19 protein-coding genes and 1 riboswitch are annotated in these 16,997 nt (G+C 75.9%); of the genes, 2 read left to right on the top strand and 17 right to left on the bottom strand.

Features of this window, described 5'->3' with window-relative positions:
• Positions 1-334, top strand: a 334-nt coding sequence (locus FB00_RS17570; protein ID WP_047234216.1) for a DbpA RNA binding domain-containing protein, incomplete at its 5' end; no start/stop codon positions are given.
• Between the two features lie 96 nt (positions 335-430).
• Here FB00_RS17570 and FB00_RS17575 read toward each other — a convergent pair.
• From FB00_RS17575 to rpe, 9 genes are all read right to left on the bottom strand, one after another.
• Entirely contained in the window at positions 431-925 is a 495-nt protein-coding gene (locus FB00_RS17575) for a PH domain-containing protein (protein WP_047234217.1), read from the bottom strand.
• 61 nt (positions 926-986) lie between these two features.
• Complete coding sequence (gene hisG / locus FB00_RS17580; protein ID WP_047234218.1) at positions 987-1,841, bottom strand: ATP phosphoribosyltransferase; 855 nt, start codon at positions 1,839-1,841, stop codon at positions 987-989.
• 109 nt (positions 1,842-1,950) lie between these two features.
• A complete protein-coding gene (locus FB00_RS17585; protein WP_024839663.1) occupies positions 1,951-2,214 on the bottom strand; it encodes a phosphoribosyl-ATP diphosphatase in 264 nt (87 codons plus the stop codon).
• 75 nt (positions 2,215-2,289) lie between these two features.
• Positions 2,290-2,757, bottom strand: coding sequence for a 6,7-dimethyl-8-ribityllumazine synthase (gene ribH, locus FB00_RS17590; protein WP_047234219.1), 468 nt, complete (start codon positions 2,755-2,757; stop codon positions 2,290-2,292).
• Positions 2,754-4,181 carry a GTP cyclohydrolase II gene (ribA, locus tag FB00_RS17595; protein ID WP_082141463.1) on the bottom strand — a complete coding sequence of 476 codons (1,428 nt, stop codon included), beginning with the start codon at positions 4,179-4,181 and terminating at the stop codon, positions 2,754-2,756. The genes ribH and ribA overlap by 4 nt, the downstream gene beginning before the upstream one ends.
• Entirely contained in the window at positions 4,178-4,801 is a 624-nt protein-coding gene (locus tag FB00_RS17600; RefSeq protein WP_047234220.1) for a riboflavin synthase, read from the bottom strand. Before FB00_RS17600 ends, ribA begins: the two co-directional genes overlap by 4 nt.
• Entirely contained in the window at positions 4,801-5,169 is a 369-nt protein-coding gene (locus FB00_RS23150; RefSeq protein WP_331386754.1) for a RibD family protein, read from the bottom strand. The genes FB00_RS17600 and FB00_RS23150 overlap by 1 nt, the downstream gene beginning before the upstream one ends.
• A complete protein-coding gene (gene ribD, locus FB00_RS17605) occupies positions 5,088-5,924 on the bottom strand; it encodes a bifunctional diaminohydroxyphosphoribosylaminopyrimidine deaminase/5-amino-6-(5-phosphoribosylamino)uracil reductase RibD (RefSeq protein ID WP_331386753.1) in 837 nt (278 codons plus the stop codon). Before ribD ends, FB00_RS23150 begins: the two co-directional genes overlap by 82 nt.
• Positions 5,925-6,083: 159 nt before the next feature.
• A riboswitch (FMN riboswitch) is annotated at positions 6,084-6,209 on the bottom strand.
• Between the two features lie 215 nt (positions 6,210-6,424).
• Positions 6,425-7,093 (bottom strand): ribulose-phosphate 3-epimerase, encoded by a 669-nt coding sequence (rpe, locus tag FB00_RS17610; protein ID WP_047234221.1) that lies wholly within the window; start codon positions 7,091-7,093, stop codon positions 6,425-6,427.
• Positions 7,094-7,146: 53 nt separating this feature from the next.
• Between rpe and FB00_RS17615 the strand changes: the two genes are divergently transcribed.
• Positions 7,147-7,728 (top strand): GNAT family N-acetyltransferase, encoded by a 582-nt coding sequence (locus tag FB00_RS17615; RefSeq protein WP_082141464.1) that lies wholly within the window; start codon positions 7,147-7,149, stop codon positions 7,726-7,728.
• A 482-nt stretch (positions 7,729-8,210) separates the two neighbouring features.
• Here FB00_RS17615 and FB00_RS21310 read toward each other — a convergent pair whose 3' ends face one another.
• The 8 genes from FB00_RS21310 to metK form a co-directional block, all read right to left on the bottom strand.
• A complete protein-coding gene (locus FB00_RS21310; protein ID WP_052877761.1) occupies positions 8,211-9,497 on the bottom strand; it encodes a type II toxin-antitoxin system HipA family toxin in 1,287 nt (428 codons plus the stop codon).
• Positions 9,494-9,721 (bottom strand): helix-turn-helix domain-containing protein, encoded by a 228-nt coding sequence (locus FB00_RS17625; protein WP_031316417.1) that lies wholly within the window; start codon positions 9,719-9,721, stop codon positions 9,494-9,496. The genes FB00_RS21310 and FB00_RS17625 overlap by 4 nt, the downstream gene beginning before the upstream one ends.
• Positions 9,722-9,854: 133 nt before the next feature.
• Positions 9,855-11,558: an RsmB/NOP family class I SAM-dependent RNA methyltransferase gene (locus FB00_RS17630; protein ID WP_082141465.1), complete on the bottom strand. Its 1,704-nt coding sequence runs from the start codon at positions 11,556-11,558 to the stop codon at positions 9,855-9,857.
• Positions 11,555-12,508, bottom strand: coding sequence for a methionyl-tRNA formyltransferase (gene fmt, locus FB00_RS17635; RefSeq protein WP_047234223.1), 954 nt, complete (start codon positions 12,506-12,508; stop codon positions 11,555-11,557). Before fmt ends, FB00_RS17630 begins: the two co-directional genes overlap by 4 nt.
• Positions 12,509-12,604: 96 nt before the next feature.
• Positions 12,605-13,264, bottom strand: a complete 660-nt coding sequence (locus FB00_RS17640) for an HAD family hydrolase (RefSeq protein ID WP_052877762.1) — start codon at positions 13,262-13,264, stop codon at positions 12,605-12,607.
• Entirely contained in the window at positions 13,261-15,612 is a 2,352-nt protein-coding gene (locus tag FB00_RS17645; protein ID WP_052877763.1) for a primosomal protein N', read from the bottom strand. Before FB00_RS17645 ends, FB00_RS17640 begins: the two co-directional genes overlap by 4 nt.
• Complete coding sequence (locus FB00_RS22170; protein ID WP_156186450.1) at positions 15,609-15,752, bottom strand: hypothetical protein; 144 nt, start codon at positions 15,750-15,752, stop codon at positions 15,609-15,611. Before FB00_RS22170 ends, FB00_RS17645 begins: the two co-directional genes overlap by 4 nt.
• Positions 15,749-16,945, bottom strand: a complete 1,197-nt coding sequence (metK, locus tag FB00_RS17650; RefSeq protein WP_047234224.1) for a methionine adenosyltransferase — start codon at positions 16,943-16,945, stop codon at positions 15,749-15,751. Before metK ends, FB00_RS22170 begins: the two co-directional genes overlap by 4 nt.
• Positions 16,946-16,997: the final 52 nt, after the last annotated feature.

Below are 16,997 nucleotides of genomic sequence, written 5' to 3' on the forward strand. Positions count from 1 at the left end.
GGGTCACAAGGACGGCGTGATGCCCGGCGGGATCGTCGGCGCGCTGACGAACGAGGCCGGCCTCGCCGGGTCGGACGTCGGCAAGATCGACATCTTCCCGTCCTTCTCCCTCGTGGACATCACCGCGCCGCTCGACGCGGAGACCATGGACCGCATCTCCCGCGCCCGGGTCGCCGGGAAGGCGCTGCGCATCCGCCTGGACGAGGGCGCGCCCGCGTCGCGCGGCCCGCGCGGCGGCCACGGCCCGTCCGGTCGCCGCGACGAGCGTCGCGACCGCTTCGACCGTGCCGACGACCGGGGCGAGCGCAAGCCCCGCCACCGCACCGCGTACTGACCGCCCCGGCGTCAGCCGCCGGCGACGCGAGCAGACGAACGGCCCCGGATCCGCTGGATCCGGGGCCGTTCGCGTACCGTCCTGTCCCGTCGCGCGTCAGGTGCGCGGTTCCTCGTGCGCCTCGCCGTGCGCCTGGACCAGCGCCGCGAGGCGCCGCGCCTCCGCGTCCCCGCGGGCGCCGTCGGCCCGCTGAATCCCCATGACGGCGAGCGTCGACCCGTCCGCGAGGTCCAGGCGCACCCACGCGTCGCCGCTGCCGAACCGGACCGACACGACCTGCGCCCACTCGAGCTCGCGCGTGTAGATGACGTTGCGCACCCGCAGGCCCGCGCGCGTCGGGACGGCGTGCACGCCCCCGAGGCGCCACAGCAACCACGCCGCGAACAGCGCGAACGCCGCCAGGGACAGCCGGTTCACCCACGACGTGCCGAGCGGGCCCGTCGCGGACAGCCCGACGACGACGCACCCGCCGACGACCACGACACCGGTCGCCCACGCCGACACCAGCCCGAACCGGGGCCGGAACGGCCGGTACGGGTCGTCCCGGCGCTCCCCCGGCAGGCCAGGATCTGGGAACGGGTCGGTGCTCATGCCGCCACCGTCTCACACCCGCACGACGCTCACCGGCGCCGCCCCCGGGGGGTGAGCGGGGTCAGAGGCGGGACGCGTGGATCCGCGTCACGAGGATCGCGCGCGCCCCCACGTCGTACAGGGCGTCCATGACCTGGTTCGTCTGGTCGCGCCGCACCATCGCGCGCACCGCCGCCCAGTCGCGGTCGTGCAGCGGGGACACCGTCGGCGACTCCAGGCCCGGCGTGATCGCGACCGCGCGCTCCACGAGCGCGACGGGCACGTCGTAGTCCATGAGGACGTACTGGCGGGCCGTGAGCACGCCCTGCAGGCGCCGGCTCAGCACCTCCACCCCCGCCGGGACGTCCGCCTCCGCGACCGCGCGCGGACGGATCAGCACCGCCTCCGACACGAGGATCGGGTCGCCGAACACCTCCAGGCCCGCGCCCCGCAGCGTCGTCCCCGTCGAGACCACGTCCGCGACGACGTCCGCCACCCCGAGCTGCACCGCCGACTCCACCGCGCCGTCCAGGTGCACGACCGTGGCCTCCACCCCGTGCGAGCGCAGGTGCCCCTCGACCAGCACCTCGTACGACGTCGCGACGCGCAGCCCCTGCACCTGCTCCAGCGACGTCACCGTGCCCGCCGGGGCCGCGTACCGGAACGTCGACCCGCCGAACCCGAGCTGCATGTGCTCCACCGCGTCCGCGCCCGAGTCCAGCAGCAGGTCCCGGCCCGTGATCCCCACGTCGACCGTGCCCGACCCCACGTACACCGCGATGTCGCGCGGACGCAGGAAGAAGAACTCGACGTCGTTGTCCGGGTCGGCCAGCACCAGCTCGCGCGAGTCACGACGCTGGCGGTACCCCGCCTCGCGCAGCATCTCGACGGCGGGCTCGGACAGGGACCCCTTGTTGGGGACGGCGATACGCAGCATGACAGGACCTTCGTTCAGGGGATCGGGCAAGGAGCGGGGAACAGCAGGGACGAGCGAGGGGCGAGCGGCGCTCGCGGCCGGGAGCGAGGACGCTCACCGGCACGGCCGCTCACAGATGCTCGTACACGTCCTGCAGGCTCAGACCCTTCGCCAGCATGAGGACCTGCAGGTGGTAGAGGAGCTGGGAGATCTCCTCCGCCGTCTTCACGTCGCCCTCGTACTCGGCGGCCATCCACACCTCGGCGGCCTCCTCGACCACCTTCTTCCCGATCGCGTGCACGCCGGCGTCCAGCTCCGCGACGGTGCCGGAACCGGCAGGTCGCGTCGTGGCCTTCTCGGACAGCTCCGCGAACAGGGACTCGAACGTCTTCACGCGCCCCAGGGTATCCGCCACCCGAGCGGGACCGGGGCGCGGTCCGCCCAGCGGGCACGCCCCGGCCGCCCCCCGTCACAGGTCGCGCAGCGCCACCACGGTCGCGACCGCCGCCTCCGCGGCCTCCGCACCCTTGTCCTCGCGCGACCCCTCCAGGCCCGCCCGGTCCAGCGCCTGCTGCTCGTCGTCGCACGTCAGCACACCGAAGCCCACCGGCACGCCCGTCCGCACGCTCACGTCCGTCAGACCCGAGGTCGCCGCCTGGCACACGTACTCGAAGTGCGGCGTCCCCCCACGGATCACGACCCCCAGCGCCACCACCGCGTCCGCGCCGTGCTCCACCGCCCGCGCGGCCGCGACCGGCAGCTCGAACGACCCCGGCACCCGCACCACGCTCACGTGCGACACGTTCGCCGCCGCCAACGCCCGGCGCGCCCCCGCCAGCAACCCGTCCATCACCTCCGTGTGCCAGCTCGCCGCGACCACCGTCACCCGCAGCCCCGACCCGTCCACGCTCACCGTCGGCGCACCTGCCCCGCTCATCCCTCGTCCTCCTTCGTCTCGACGCCCAGCCCCTCGCCGGGCTCCACCAGGCCGACCCCCTCCGGGACCGCCACCGTGTCCAGCAGATGACCCATCGCCACCTTCTTCGTCACCAGGTACGCCCGGTTGTGCTCCCCGTGACCCACCTCGATCCGCTCCGTCCCCACGACGTCGATGCCCGAGGCCACCAGACCCGTCACCTTCGCCGGGTTGTTCGTCAGCAACCGCACCCGCGCCAGCCCCAGGTCCGCCAGGATCGCCGCCGCCGCCCCGTACTCCCTGCGGTCCACGGGCCACCCCAGCTCCAGGTTCGCCTGCACCGTGTCCAGACCCGCGTCCTGGAGCTCGTACGCCCCGATCTTCGCCAGCAACCCGATGCCGCGCCCCTCGTGCCCCCGCAGGTACACCACCGCACCACCCTCCGCCGCGACCCGCTCCATCGCCGCCTGCAGCTGCGGACCGCAGTCGCACCGCAACGACCCGAACGCGTCACCCGTCAGGCACTCCGAGTGCACCCGCACCACCGGCACCACCTCCGGCCCGACGGCGCTCGCGGCCTCCGCACCGACCTCACCGCGGTCTGCCGAGCCGGCCGGGGCGACCGCAGGAACGAGAGCGACGTGCTCCGCCCCCGTGCGCAGGTCCCGGTACCCCACCACCCGGAACCGGCCGTGCGCCGTCGGGAGCTCCGCCGAGGCGGTGCGGTGCACCCGCCGCGCCAACGCCTCCCGATCCGGCACCTCCGCGGCCACCGCAGGCGCCGGGTCGTGCACCCGCCGCCACGCCACCAGGTCCGCGATCGTGATCAGCACCAGCCCGTCACGCTCCGCCAGGGCCGCCGCGTCCCCCAGACGCATCATCGTCCCGTCGTCGTGCACCAGCTCCGCGATCCCACCGACCTCGCCCATCCCCGCCAGGCGCACCAGGTCCACCGCCGCCTCCGTGTGCCCCGCACGGTGCAGCACACCCCCCGGCACCGCCCGCAACGGCAGCACGTGCCCCGGCCGGATCAGGTCCACCGGACCCGACGCCGGGTCCGCCAGCACCCGCAACGTCCGCGCCCGGTCCTCCGCCGAGATCCCCGTCGTCACCCCCGTCGCCGCGTCCACCGTCACCGTGTACGCCGTGCGCCGCGGGTCCTGGCTGTGCGGCACCATCAACGGCAGCTCCAGCGCGTCCGCCCGCGACGCCGGCATCGGCGCGCACAGGTACCCCGACGAGTGCCGGATCGTCCACGCCACCCACTCCGCCGACACCCCCCGCGCCGCGAACACCACGTCCGCCTCGTTCTCCCGGTCCGGCGAGTCCGCCACCAGCACCGGTCGACCCGCCCGGATCTCCGCCAGCGCCTCCTCGACCGACCCCAGGCGCACACCCCCCGTCCCCTCCGGCACGGCGGCGCTCGCGGACCCCGCGCCCGTCACGACGCGCTCCCGGGGACCACGCCAGACACCAGCAGGCGTTCCACGTACTTCGCGAGCACGTCCACCTCGAGGTTCACCCGGTCGCCCGGCACCAGCGCACCGAGGATCGTCGCCTCGAGCGTCGTCGGGATGAGCGAGACGCCGAACGTCTCGTCGCCCACGTGCGTCACCGTGAGCGACACCCCGCTCACCGCGATCGAGCCCTTCTCCGCCACGTACCGCGTCAGGCCCGCAGGCGCCGAGAACACCAGGTCGTCCCAGCGCTCCCCCGGGTCGCGGCTCACGAGCGTCCCGACACCGTCCACGTGCCCCTGCACCACGTGCCCGCCCAGGCGCGCGTCCGCCCGGACGGCCCGCTCCAGGTTCACCGGCGACCCCGCCACGAGGTCGCCCAGAGCCGTACGACGCAACGACTCCGGCATCACGTCCGCCGTGAACGACCCGTCACCTCCGAGGCTCGCGACCGTCAGGCACACACCGTTCACGGCGATCGAGTCGCCCAGCGCCGCGTCCGAGGTGGCGAGCGGCCCCTCGACCGTGAGCACCGCGTCCTCCCCCTCGCCGCCCGGGAACCCGATGTCCCGGACCTTCCCGATCTCCTCCACGATCCCCGTGAACATCAGCCGTCCCGTCCTTCCGTGCTCTTCCTGGACACCACCAGCGCGTCGTCCCCGACGCGCCTCACCTCGACCGTGCGGAACCGGTGCGCGTCGGCGATCGTCGCCACGCCCAGCCCGTCCACGGCCCGCCGACCGCTCCCCAGCAGCACCGGGGCCACGTACGCGTGCAGCTCGTCGACCGCGCCCGCCGCGAGGAACGCCGTCGCGAGCGACGGACCCCCCTCCACGAGCACGTGCCTCACCTCACGGTCCCCGAGCCGGGCCAGCACCTCACCGACGTCGCGCGTCAGCAGGTGCACCAGCTCGCCACCCTCGCCGCGCACCCGCGCCGACGGGGGGATCCCGCGCAGCCCGACGACGACCCGCAGCGGCTGGTGCGCCGCGAGACGCCCGGCGCTCGCGGCATCCGCGCGTGCACCCGTGCCGTGAGCTCCGGGTCGTCGGTCAGGAGGGTGCCCGTGCCGACGAGGATCGCGTCGACCTCGGCCCGAACCCGGTGCGCGTGCTCGCGTGCCGCCGGTCCGGTGATCCAGCGGCTCGTCCCGTCCTCGGCGGCGACGTAGCCGTCGAGCGTCGTCGCGGTCTTGAGCGTCACGTACGGCGTGCCCCGGCGCACGGACGTGAGCCACACCCGGAGGAGCTCCTCGCCCTCCGCGGCGCGCAGACCCCGCACGACCCGCACCCCGGCCGCGCTCAGGCGGTGGGCGCCGCCCGTCGCCACGGGGTTGGGGTCGGCGACGGCGTGCACGACCTCGGCGACGCCCGCGGCGACGAGCGCGTCGGCGCACGGCCCGGTGCGGCCCGTGTGGGCGCACGGCTCGAGCGTGACGACGGCGGTCGCGCCGGCGACGTCGACGCCGCGCCGCCGGGCGTCGGCGAGGGCCGCGGCCTCGGCGTGCAGCGTGCCCGCACCACGGTGGTATCCCTCGGCGAGCACGGGCCGCGGGTGCGGGTCCAGAGATTCCGGAGAGGCGCCGTCGGCCACCGGCCGACCGCCTGGGGCGGGGCCCAGGAGCACGCAGCCGACCCGAGGGTTGGGCCCGTGCGCGGGCCCGCGAGCCGCGAGCACGAGCGCGCGCGCCATCGCGGCGTCGATCGTCAGGGTGCGGGGGCGCTCGCCCATCGTCCTCCTCCCGGGCACGAGCGCTCCGGGGCGAGGGCGGGCGGCGGGGTCAGGCCTGGACCGGCCCGACGGCGTCGCTCACCACGGCGAGGCTGTCGCCGTCACGAACGGGTGCGCCGACGGGTCGCCGGAGCACCACGCTCTGGGCGTGGCCGCGCCGCACGTGCTTCCTCCCATCCGGACTGTCACCGTCGGTCCTGGAGTTCCACCAGGTCAACCGCGCGTGGGCGCGGGTCGCGGACTGTCACCGCCGGCTCGGAATTGCACCGACCCCGGAGCACGTTCGTGCGTACTGCTGCTTTCAACCGAGCATGCTACTCGCGCATTCCTCGGCACCGACACGTCCGCCCGTCGAGCGAACGTGAACCGGGCCACCCCGCTCCTCCGTGCTGGTTGGTGAGGTGTCTCGGTACGGTGGGGCGGTTATGGCCGCTTGGCACACTATTTTTATCGGTACGAGAGAAGGAGCCCTCCGCTCGGGCTCCTTCTCGGGTCGGCCGTCAGTGCGCGTGCGCCGAGGCCTCCGCCAGCTCGCGCAGCGCCTGGATCTCGCCCGGCACGCTCTCCGCCCCGTACACCGCCGACCCCGCGACGAAGACGTTCGCCCCCGCGTCGGCCGCCCGCTCGATCGTCGAGCGCGACACTCCCCCGTCGACCTGGATCCACACGTCCAGACCCGACTCGCTCACGGCCTCGCGGGCCCGTCGGATCTTGGGGAGCGTCCCGTCGATGAACGACTGCCCGCCGAAGCCCGGCTCGACCGTCATGACGAGGATCATGTCGACCTCCGCCAGAAGGTCCAGGAAGGGCTCCACAGGCGTCGCAGGGCGCAGCGCGAGGCCCGCGCGGGCCCCCAGGCGCCGGAGCTCGCGAGCGAGCCGTACAGGGGCAGCAGCGGCCTCGGCGTGGAACGTCACGGACGCCGCCCCGGCCTCCGCGTACGCCGGCGCCCAGCGGTCCGGGTCCTCGATCATGAGGTGCGCGTCGATCGGGACCGGTGACACCTGCGCCAGACGCTCGAAGACGGGAAGCCCGATCGTGAGGTTCGGCACGAAGTGGTTGTCCATCACGTCGACGTGCGCGTAGTCCGCGGTCGAGATGGCGTTCAGGTCGCGCTCGAGGTTCGCGAAGTCGGCGGACAGGATGCTCGGTGCGATGAGGGCTGCCATGGCCCCAGCCTAGGGCGCGTCCTGCCCCGCAGCCGCGCCCGTAGGCTCGTCCGGTGAGCACCCTCCCCTCCCCCGGCCCGACCACCCCGTCGGCAGCGGCTCACCCGACCGTGACGGTGCGCCCCGCCACCGCGGACGACCTCGCGCGCGTCGCCGAGATCGCCGCCCCGTTCGTCCGCGACACGTGCGTGACGTTCGAGGAGGAGCTCTGGGACGTCCCGGCGTGGCAGCGCAAGCTCGACGACGTCACCGCGCGCGGCCTGCCGTTCCTCGTCGCCGAGGTCGACGGCACGACCCGGCCGGACGGCACGAGCGACCCGGTGGTCGCGGGCTACGCCTACGCGTCCGCGTGGCGCCCGAAGCCCGCGTACCGGCACACCGCAGAGGACACGATCTACCTCGACCCCGCCTTCGCCGGGCGCGGGATCGGCACCGCGCTCCTCGCCGCGCTCCTGGAGGCGTGCACCGCGGCGGGGGTCCGCCAGGTCATGTCCGTCGTCGCCGACGTGCCCGAGGCCGCGGGCTCGCTCCCCCTCCACCGCCGCTTCGGCTTCGCCGAGGCCGGCCGCCTGACCGCCGTCGGCTTCAAGCACGGCCGCTGGGTCGACACGATCCTCCTCCAGCGCTCTCTCTGACCCGGACCGCGCGACATGTCGAGCGAGAACCGTGGTTGGCCCGAGGGAGAAGGGCAGCCCGCCGAGGTAGAGGCCTGGTAGCGCGAGGGAGAGCCGGGGTCCCACGAGGCAGAACGGTGGTCACCTGCCCGACGGCGGTCGGACGCGCGCCGTCGTCGGTGTCGCTACCGCGAGGTGGCTGGCTCGCGATGTCGGCCGCGTCGCGAAGCGAGGCGAGGCGAGGCGAGGCTGCCGACGCGGGCAGTCGGCCGGGTGAGCGACGACCAGGGTGGGACGACGCCGGGTGGGGTGGGTGGTGGTGCCGCGTCGTGGCGGGGCTGGCGGGAGCCGCGAGGAACGAGCGGCGGATGGTAGACGCGGCACCACCACCCACCCCACCCACCCAGGGCGACCACGCGCCGTCGAGCACAAGAACCACGGCTCTAACCCCCGCAACCACGGCTCTCCCCCGGCCGACCACGGCTCTCCCCCGGCGACGAGGCTCAGGCCACGAGGCCGCGACGGAGGTCGGTGGTGCGGTGCTCGACGGTGCGCCAGGCGTGACGGCTCACACCGGGGTGGGCGTCGCGGTCGATGTCCGCGAGCGCCGCGAGGAGTCCGTCGAGGGTCTGGGCGACGGCGCGCTGGGCGCGGCGTCGGGGCAGCCCCCAGGTGGTGCCTTCGGTGACGAGGTCCTCGGCGGTGAGGTGGTCCATGTCGCGTTCTCCGGCGACGTCCATGGCGAAGACGCGGGAGGCGTGGTCGTGGTGGAGGTGCATGGAGACGTCGTAGGCGGGGGCGAGGCGGACGGTGCCGTCGGCGTGGCGCAGGACGGAGATGTTCTTGGCGTGGGCGTCGGTGTTGCCGATGGCGAGGTTGAAGGTGGTGAGGGCGAGGAGGGGGTCGGGGCGGGTGCCGTCGTCGCGGAGGGTGCGGGCGATGGCGGCGAGGGAGGGGAAGCGGCGTCCGTGCTGGAACTTGCGTTCGGGGTCGCGGGTGTTGATGCCGAGGGCCTGGGCGGTGTCCTCCTGGTGGAGGCGTGCGGTGCCGCTGGGTTCGGTGGGGTCGGGGACGCGGTCGTAGCGGGTGACGACGATGGCGCGTTCGCCGTCGAGCTCGGTGACGTGGGCGTCGATGGTGGTGAGGCCGACGCGGCGGGCGAGGTCGAGGGCGGCTGCTTCGGTGTTGACGAGGTCGGCGGTGGGTGAGTCGGAGGGGCGGGCGACCTTGAGGATGTGGGTGGTGGGTGCGGTGCCGTGGGGTCGGGCCCAGCCGTGCTCGTCGCGGAGGAGGGTGATCTTGGGTTCCATGCCGGGCAGGGAGCTGGTGAGGTGGTCGGTGCGGCCTTCTCCCCCGCTGCGGGCGGCGGCGGCGCGCAGGAGTCGCGCGACGGCGGCGTCGTCGAGTCGTTCGGGTGTGCCGGGGGTGGGGAGGGGCTGCCCTTCGGGCGCGAGGAGGACGGCGCCGGCGGTGTCGTGGCCGTAGTGGACGAGGAAGGCGAGGGCGTCGTCGGGGTCGATGCCGGCGTCGATGGCCATGGCGTCGCGCGTGCGGCCTTCGGGGAGGAGGCCGTCGAGCCAGGCGGCGACGCGCGCGGGGTGGGGCGAGGGTTCGTCGGGTGGGGTGATGGGGAGCAGGTGGGACAGGACGCGGGCGTCGTGTCCCCAGCGGTCGAGGGCGTCGGCGGTCCAGGTGAGGGTGACGCGGGGGGTGCCGTCGGTGGTGTGCGTGCCGGCGGGTGCGAGCGTGGCGACGGGGGTGCCGTAGAGCCAGGCGGTGACGGTTGTCATCGGCGTTCCTGGAGTCGCAGGTCGACGTCGAGGGTGTCGAGGAGCTCGAAGAGTCGTTGGACCCAGAGGTTCTCGACGCCGTTCTCGAGCTCGGAGAGGTACTGGCGGGTGATGCCGAGCTCGTCGGCGACCTGTGCCTGGGTGAGCCCTCGGGTCCGGCGGACGCGGCTGAGGTAGGCGCCGAGGTCGCGGGGGCTGCGGGGGGTGGTCCAGGTGTCGGCCATGCTCGCTCTCCTGCTGTCGGTGCGCGGGGCGCGTGCTGCGGCGTCAGGATTCCCTGACACGCCTCGACGTCAGGTTACTCCGACACGCCGATGTTGTCGAGATATGCCGACACCTGCCTCGAGGGCTGCGCCGTCACACCGTCCTGCGCAGGAGCGTCAGGTGCATGGCGTCGGTGCCGTGGACGTGCGGCCAGAGCTGGACGTCCTGGCGGTCGCCGAGCTCGATGGCGTCGCGCGCCTCGGGACGCACGACGTCGCGCACGACCGCTGGGGCGTCGAGGAGCTCGACGTCGTCGCGACGGCGCAGCACGTCGGCGACGACGACCTGGGTCTCGGCGAGGTGGGGCGAGCACGTGACGTAGCCGACCACTCCCCCGGGCCGGACGGCGTCGAGGGCGGAGTCGAGGAGCTCGCGCTGGAGACCGGTGAGGGTCGCGAGGTCGGCAGGGGTGCGGCGCCAGCGGGACTCGGGGCGACGGCGCAGCGCCCCCAGCCCGGTGCAGGGGGCGTCGAGGAGCACCCGGTCGTAGGCGCCCGGCTCGTCCTGCCCGACGGCGCGGCCGTCGCCCGTGCAGACCGCCTCCACGGCGGCGGCCGGGACGGCGGCGAGGGCCTTCTCCACGAGGCGGGCGCGGTGCGGCTGGACCTCGTTGGCGACGAGGCGCGCGCCCCGCTCGGCCGCGAGCGCCGCGAGGAGCGCGGCCTTGCCCCCGGGGCCGGCGCACAGGTCGAGCCAGCGGGCGTCGTCGGTCCCGGCGAGCGGTGCCGCGGCGAGGGCGAGGGCGACGAGCTGGCTGCCCTCGTCCTGGACGCCGGCGCGCCCGTCGCGCACGGCGCCGAACGCGGCGGGGTCGCCGCCCTCGAGGCGCAGCGCGGTGGGGGCCCACCGGGAGGGCGTCACGCGGTCGTCGCCGTCGGCCAGCTCGTCGGGGTCGGCGAGGCCGGGGCGGGCGACGAGCGTGACGCGGGGGGCGTCGTTGTCGGCGGCGAGGAGCGCGTCGAGCTCGGCGACGGGGCGGCCGTTGCCCGCGAGGGCGTCGCGCAGGGCGCGGGCGATCCAGACGGGGTGGCTCTGGGTGGCCGCGAGCGCCGCGAGGTCGTCGGGGGCGTCGTCGGCGATGGTGGTGAGCCAGTCGTCGAGGGGGGTGCGAGCGACGCGGCGCAGGACGGCGTTGACGAGCTGGGCGCTGCCGGCGCCGGTGCGCTCGCGCGCGAGCCCGACCGTCTCGGACACGGCGGCGTGCTGGGGCACGCGCATGCCGAGGAGCTGGTGCGCGCCGAGCCGCAGGACGTCGAGGACGGGGGCGTCGAGGCGGTCGAGGGGCCGGTCGAGGCACAGTGCGAGGACGGCGTCGTAGCGGCCGCGGAGGCGCAGGGTGCCGTAGGCGAGCTCGGTGGCGAACCCGGCGTCGCGGCCGCGGATGCCGCGCTCGCGCAGCAGGGGCGGCAGGACGAGGTTGGCGTAGGCGTCGGAGCCGTCGACCTGACGCAGGACGTCGAACGCGACGGCGCGGGCCGGGTCGGTGCCCTTGCGCCGCTGGGAGGGCGCGCTCGAGCTGCGGGACGTCTCGCCGCGGGAGCGGGCGGCGCCGCGCTGGCGGCCGCGGGCGTCGCGGCGCTCGTCGTCGCGGCGGTCCCGGCCGCGGTCCGCACCGTTCGAACGGGCGTTCGACTCGCCGCCGCGGGTCGCCCCGGCCGCGTTCGAACGCGCGTTCGAGCCGCTTCCCCCGCGCCGGGACCCGCTCGCAGAATCGTTCGAACGTGCGTTCGATCTGCCGGTCGACGCCCGGCGGGCCGCGTCGTCGCGGTCGCGGTCCGCGGGCGTGCCGGCGCTCATCGGGCGACCTCCGCGCCGAGCACGAGATCCTCGGGAAGGCGGGCCCCGCGCGCCCAGTCGGCGGCGGGCATCTGCTTCTTGCCCACGGGCGCGACGTCCCCGAGCTGGACGGCGTGCGTCGCGGTGCCGACGAGCACCTCCTTCTTCCCGGCCCGCACGTGCCCGGGGGCGAGGTCGGTGACGTCGGGGCGCGGCGTCACCGGGCCGAGCCCGAGGCGCGCGGGCGCGCCGTCGGGACCGGGGACCGTGGTCCAGGAGCCCGGTGCGGGGGTGCAGCCGCGCACGAGGCGGTCGACCGCGAGCGCCGGGTGGTCCCAACGCACCTCCGCGTCGGCGGGCGTGAGCTTCGCGGCGTGGGAGACGCCGTCGGCGGGCTGGGGCTGCGGGCGCAGGGTCCCGTCCTCGAGCGCGTCGAGCGTCGCGACGAGCAGCCCCGCGCCGGACACGGCGAGGCGGCCCAGGAGGTCCCCGGCGGTGTCCCGGGCACGGATGGTCTCGGTCGTCGTGCCGAGCGTGGGGCCGGAGTCCAGGCCCTGCTCGATGAGGAACGTCGTGGCGCCGGTGACCTCGTCGCCGGCGATGATCGCGCGCTGCACGGGCGCGGCGCCGCGCCAGGCCGGCAGGACGGAGAAGTGCAGGTTGACCCACCCGTGCCGCGGCACGGCGAGCACGTCGGGACGCAGGATCTCCCCGTACGCCACGACGGGCGCCGCGTCGACGTCGAGCTCGGCCAGGCGCGCGAGGAAGTCCTCGCCGCGGGGGCGGTCGGTGATCACGGGAATCCCGGCCTCCTCGGCGCGCACGCGCACGGGGCTCGGGGTCAGGCGCCGCCCCCGGCCCGACGGCGCGTCGGCGCGCGTGAGGACGGCGACGACGTCGTGGCGGGAGTCGAGAAGGGCGTCGAGAGACGGGACCGCGGTATCCGGGGTCCCGGCGAACAGCAGGCGCATGGGCCCGATTCTAGGTGCCGACCCGCTCCCGCCCCGCAGACCGTCGCAGGTCGCGGTCGCCGTCCTCGCACCGCCGCCGACGGCCCGTCGTCACCGTCACGGCGCGACGTGGACGCCGAGGCGTCGCAGGGCCGCGCGCAGGCCGGGCGTGCCGTCGAAGAGGTGCGTGCGCAGGCCGAGCCGAGCCGCCGCGGCGATGTTCGCGGCGCTGTCGTCGGTGAAGAGCGTGCGCGCCGGGTCGAGGCCGAACCGCTCGACCGCGAGCGCGAAGATCGCGGGGTCCGGCTTGGCCAGGCCCACGCGCCCGGAGACGAGCACGTCGTCCATGAGCGTCGTCGCGGGAGCGGCGGGCGCGGCGTGCGGGTAGAGCTCCGCGGACCAGTTGGTCAGGCCGTACAGGCGCAGCCCGAGGTCCCGCAGCTCGCGCACGAGCTCCTCCGAGCCCTCGACGGGACCGGTGAGCGTCGCGGGGAACTCCGCGACGTACCGGTCGATGAGCGCCACGTGGTGCGGGTGGGAGGCCTCGACGGCGGCGCGCGCGTCCGCCCACGTGGCACCGGCGTCGCGCTCGTGGTTGAGGACGCGGAAGTCGACGTCGGCGAAGAACGCGTCGACGACCTCGCGGTCCAGCCCGGCGTAGGCGCCGTACGGGTCCCAGCCCACCAGGACGTTGCCGAAGTCGTACAGCACGGCGTCGATCGCGCGCGCCGGGGCGCCCCCGGGGGTGCCGTCGGCCGTCGCGGGGTGGTGCGTCACAAGATCTCCTTCGGGTCGAGCTCCACCCGCACGCTACCCGCCTCGCGCCGCGCCGAGCGCACCGCGAGCGACGCGGCGAGCTCACGCGCGAGGCGCCGACCGTCGCGCACCGGCACGCGCACGACGGCGCGCACCGGCGGGGCGTCCAGCAGCCCCGGTCCCGCGCCGTCGCCGGTCCCCGTGCTCGTCCCCGAACCGGCGCCCGACGCACGCCCGCGCGGCGGGGGCGCGGGCACCTCCACGGGTCCGAGGACGGCGTCGGACCGCGCCAGCTCGACCCGTCCCAGCAGGGCCGCGACCGCCGGGCGGTCCCCCGTCACCGCCGCCACCCGCACGGCGGGCGGCAGCGACAGCTCGGCCCGCTCGTCGAGCTCGCGGTCCGCGAGGAGCGCCGGGTCCCAGCGCACGAGCGCGTTCGTCGGTGCCGGGGCGGCGTCGCCGACGAGCAGCACCTGCCCGCCGGCCGTCGCCGGACGCACGAGCGCCGCCGCGGCGAGCCAGCGCGCGAGCGCGTCCTGCGCGACGTCCAGCCCGACGTGCGCGGTGCTCACCGCGGCGTCGAGCAGCAGCGCGGCCGCGTACCCGCCCTCGGCGACGGGCTCGGCGCCCGGCGTCGCGACGACCAGCGCCGGACGCGAGGACACCGCGCCCAGCACACCGCCCGCGGCGGCGGCGCCGGACACCTGCACGGGAACGCCCGCGAACGCGCGGCCCAGCTCCTCCGCCGTGCGCTGCGACCCGACCCGCACCGACCGCAGGCCCGTCCAGTGGCACTCCGCGCACGACCAGCCGCCCGCGAGCGCCCCGCACCACGCGCACTGCGGCGTCGCGCCCGCCCCGGACAGCGCGAGCGGGCCGTGGCACACGGTGCAGCGCGCCGGGGTACGGCAGCGCCCGCACGCGACGACGGGCACGTACCCGGAGCGGGGCACCTGCACCAGCACCGGTCCCTGCTCGAGAGCGGAGCGTGCCGCGCGCCATGCCGCGGTCGGGATGCGGGCCGCGGCGCCCGGGCCCTCGGCCGCGAGCTCCACCGACGTCAGGGCCCGCACCCGGGGCGCGCGCGCCCGCACGACGTCGCGCGGCGCGGCCAGGTCGTGCGCCCAGCCCCGCGCGACGAGCGCCTGCGCCGCGACCGTGCGGCCGTGCGACCCGAGGAGGAACGCGGCCTTCTCCTGGTCGCTGCGCAGCGCGAGCACCTCGCGCGCGTGCGGGTAGGGGGCCCGCGGCTCGGCGAGCGTGTCCTCGCCGTCGTTCCAGCACACCACGAGGCCGAGGTCCGCGACCGGGGCGAACGCCGCCGCCCGGGTCCCCACGACGACGCGCGCCCGCCCGTGCAGCACCGCGAGGAACCCGCGGTACCGGGGGGCGGGGCCCTCGTCCGCGGTCAGGCGCACCACCTCGCCGCCGGTCGCCGCGTCCCACGCGGGCAGGCCCGCGGCGTCCAGGGCGGCGCACACCTGGTCGACGTCGCGCGCGTCCGGCACGACGACGAGCGCCCCCCGGCCGCCCGACCGCGCGGCGCGCACCGCCTCCGCGACCGCGGCGGCCCAGTGCGTCACGGGCAGCGGGTCCGCGCCCCGTCGCGCCCGCCCGGCACCACGCCCGCGCTCGACCGGCTCCGACCCCGGGTCCGGAGGGGCGGGCGGCGCGAGACCCGGCAGCGCGGTCCACACGGCCCGCGGGGCACCCCCGCCCGCGACGTGCGCGAGGAACGCCGCGCCGGCACGGTACGGGGACCACGCGGAGCCGCCGGACGCCGCCCCGGACCCTGTGGCCTGGGGCGCCGCGACGGGCGCCTCGCCGGCCCCGACCCCGCCCACCGGCGCCGTGCCCCCGGTGGCGTCGTTCTCGGTGGCGTCGTTCTCGGGTGCCGCGGCGACGGCGGCCGCGAGCGCCTGCTCGGCGCGCGCGTGCCGCGGGGGGACGGCGAGGCGGAGCACGTCCGACAGGGTGCCCGCGTAGTGGTCGGCGACCGAGCGCGCGAGCCGCGCGACGGCGGGCGAGAGCACCGGCTCGGGCGAGACGACACGGCGCAGCGGCAGCAGGCGGCCGTCGTGGTCGGACCGCTCGGTCCGCGCCAGGACGTACCCGTCGACGTCACGGCCCGCGAACCGCACCTTGACCCGGACGCCGGGTCGTGCGTCGTCGGACATCGCCGCGGGCACGAGGTAGTCGAACGCGCGGTCCAGGTGCGGGGGCGCCAGGTCGAGCGCCAGGCGCGCGACGGGCAGGTGCGCGGCGACCTCCTGGGACGGCGCCGCGGCGGGCCGCCGCGGCCCAGGGGCCACGGAGACACCCGGCAGGGTGTCCTGCACCGCCTGCGACGTGTCCTCGGGCTCGCTCACGACGTCATCGAACCACGCGCCGCCGTCATGCCCGGGCGGGCGGGCACCGCCTCGACGAGCTCGCCGACGGTCGGGCACGCCGGCAGCTCGACCGGCAGGCGGACCAGCGCGGCCGCGCGAGGCCGGGCCGGGCTCGTCACACCTGGGACTGCAGGTCCGCGACGCGGTCCGTGCGCTCCCACGTGAACTGCTCGAGCTCGCGCCCGAAGTGCCCGTACGCGGCCGTCGCGGCGTAGATGGGGCGCAGCAGGTCCAGGTCGCGGATGATCGCCGCGGGGCGCAGGTCGAACACCTCGCGGATCGCGGCCGTGATGCGCTCGACCGGCACCTTCTCCGTGCCGAACGTCTCGACGTACAGGCCCACCGGGTGCGCCTTGCCGATCGCGTACGCGACCTGCACCTCGCAGCGGCGCGCGAGACCCGCGGCGACCACGTTCTTCGCGACCCAGCGCGTCGCGTACGCGGCGGAGCGGTCCACCTTCGACGGGTCCTTGCCGGAGAACGCGCCGCCGCCGTGGCGAGCCATGCCGCCGTAGGTGTCCACGATGATCTTGCGCCCGGTGAGGCCGGCGTCTCCCTGCGGCCCGCCGACGACGAACGTGCCCGTCGGGTTGACGAACAGGCGCGTCTCGCGCGTGTCGAGGTCCACTCCCGCGGCCTCGAGGACCGGTGCGACGACGTCGTCCGCGACGAGCCGGTGCAGCGCGTCCTGGCGCACGTCGGGGTCGTGCTGCGTCGACAGGACGACCGTGTCGAGCGTGACCGCACGGTCGCCGTCGTACCCGATGGTGACCTGCGTCTTGCCGTCCGGGCGCAGCCCCGGCACCGTCCCGTCGCGGCGCACGAGCGCGAGGCGCTCCGCGAGGCGGTGCGCGAGCCAGACCGGTAGCGGCATGAGGCTCGGGGTGTCGTCGCTCGCGTACCCGAACATCAGGCCCTGGTCGCCCGCGCCCTGCGCGTCGAGCGGGTCGTGGTCACCCTGGTCGTCGCGCTCCTCCAGGCTCTTGTCGACGCCCTGCGCGATGTCCGGCGACTGCTGCCCGATCGACACCGAGATGCCGCACGAGTCCGCGTCGAACCCGATCGCCGAGGAGGTGTACCCGATGCGGCGCACGACGTCGCGCACGATCTGCGGGATCTCGACGTACGCGTCCGTGGTCACCTCGCCCGCGACGTGCACGAGGCCCGTGGTGACCATGGTCTCGACCGCGACGCGTGACGTCGGGTCCTGCGTCAGGAGCGCGTCGAGGATGGAGTCGGAGATCTGGTCGCACACCTTGTCCGGGTGCCCCTCGGTGACGGACTCGGACGTGAACAGACGCAGATCAGCCATGCCGCACAGCCTACTGTCCCGAGGCGTGGGCGCGGGCATCCGGTAGGCGAGA

Origin of the sequence: Cellulosimicrobium funkei (assembly GCF_001019615.1) — a bacterium.
Taxonomy (GTDB): domain Bacteria; phylum Actinomycetota; class Actinomycetes; order Actinomycetales; family Cellulomonadaceae; genus Cellulosimicrobium; species Cellulosimicrobium cellulans_E.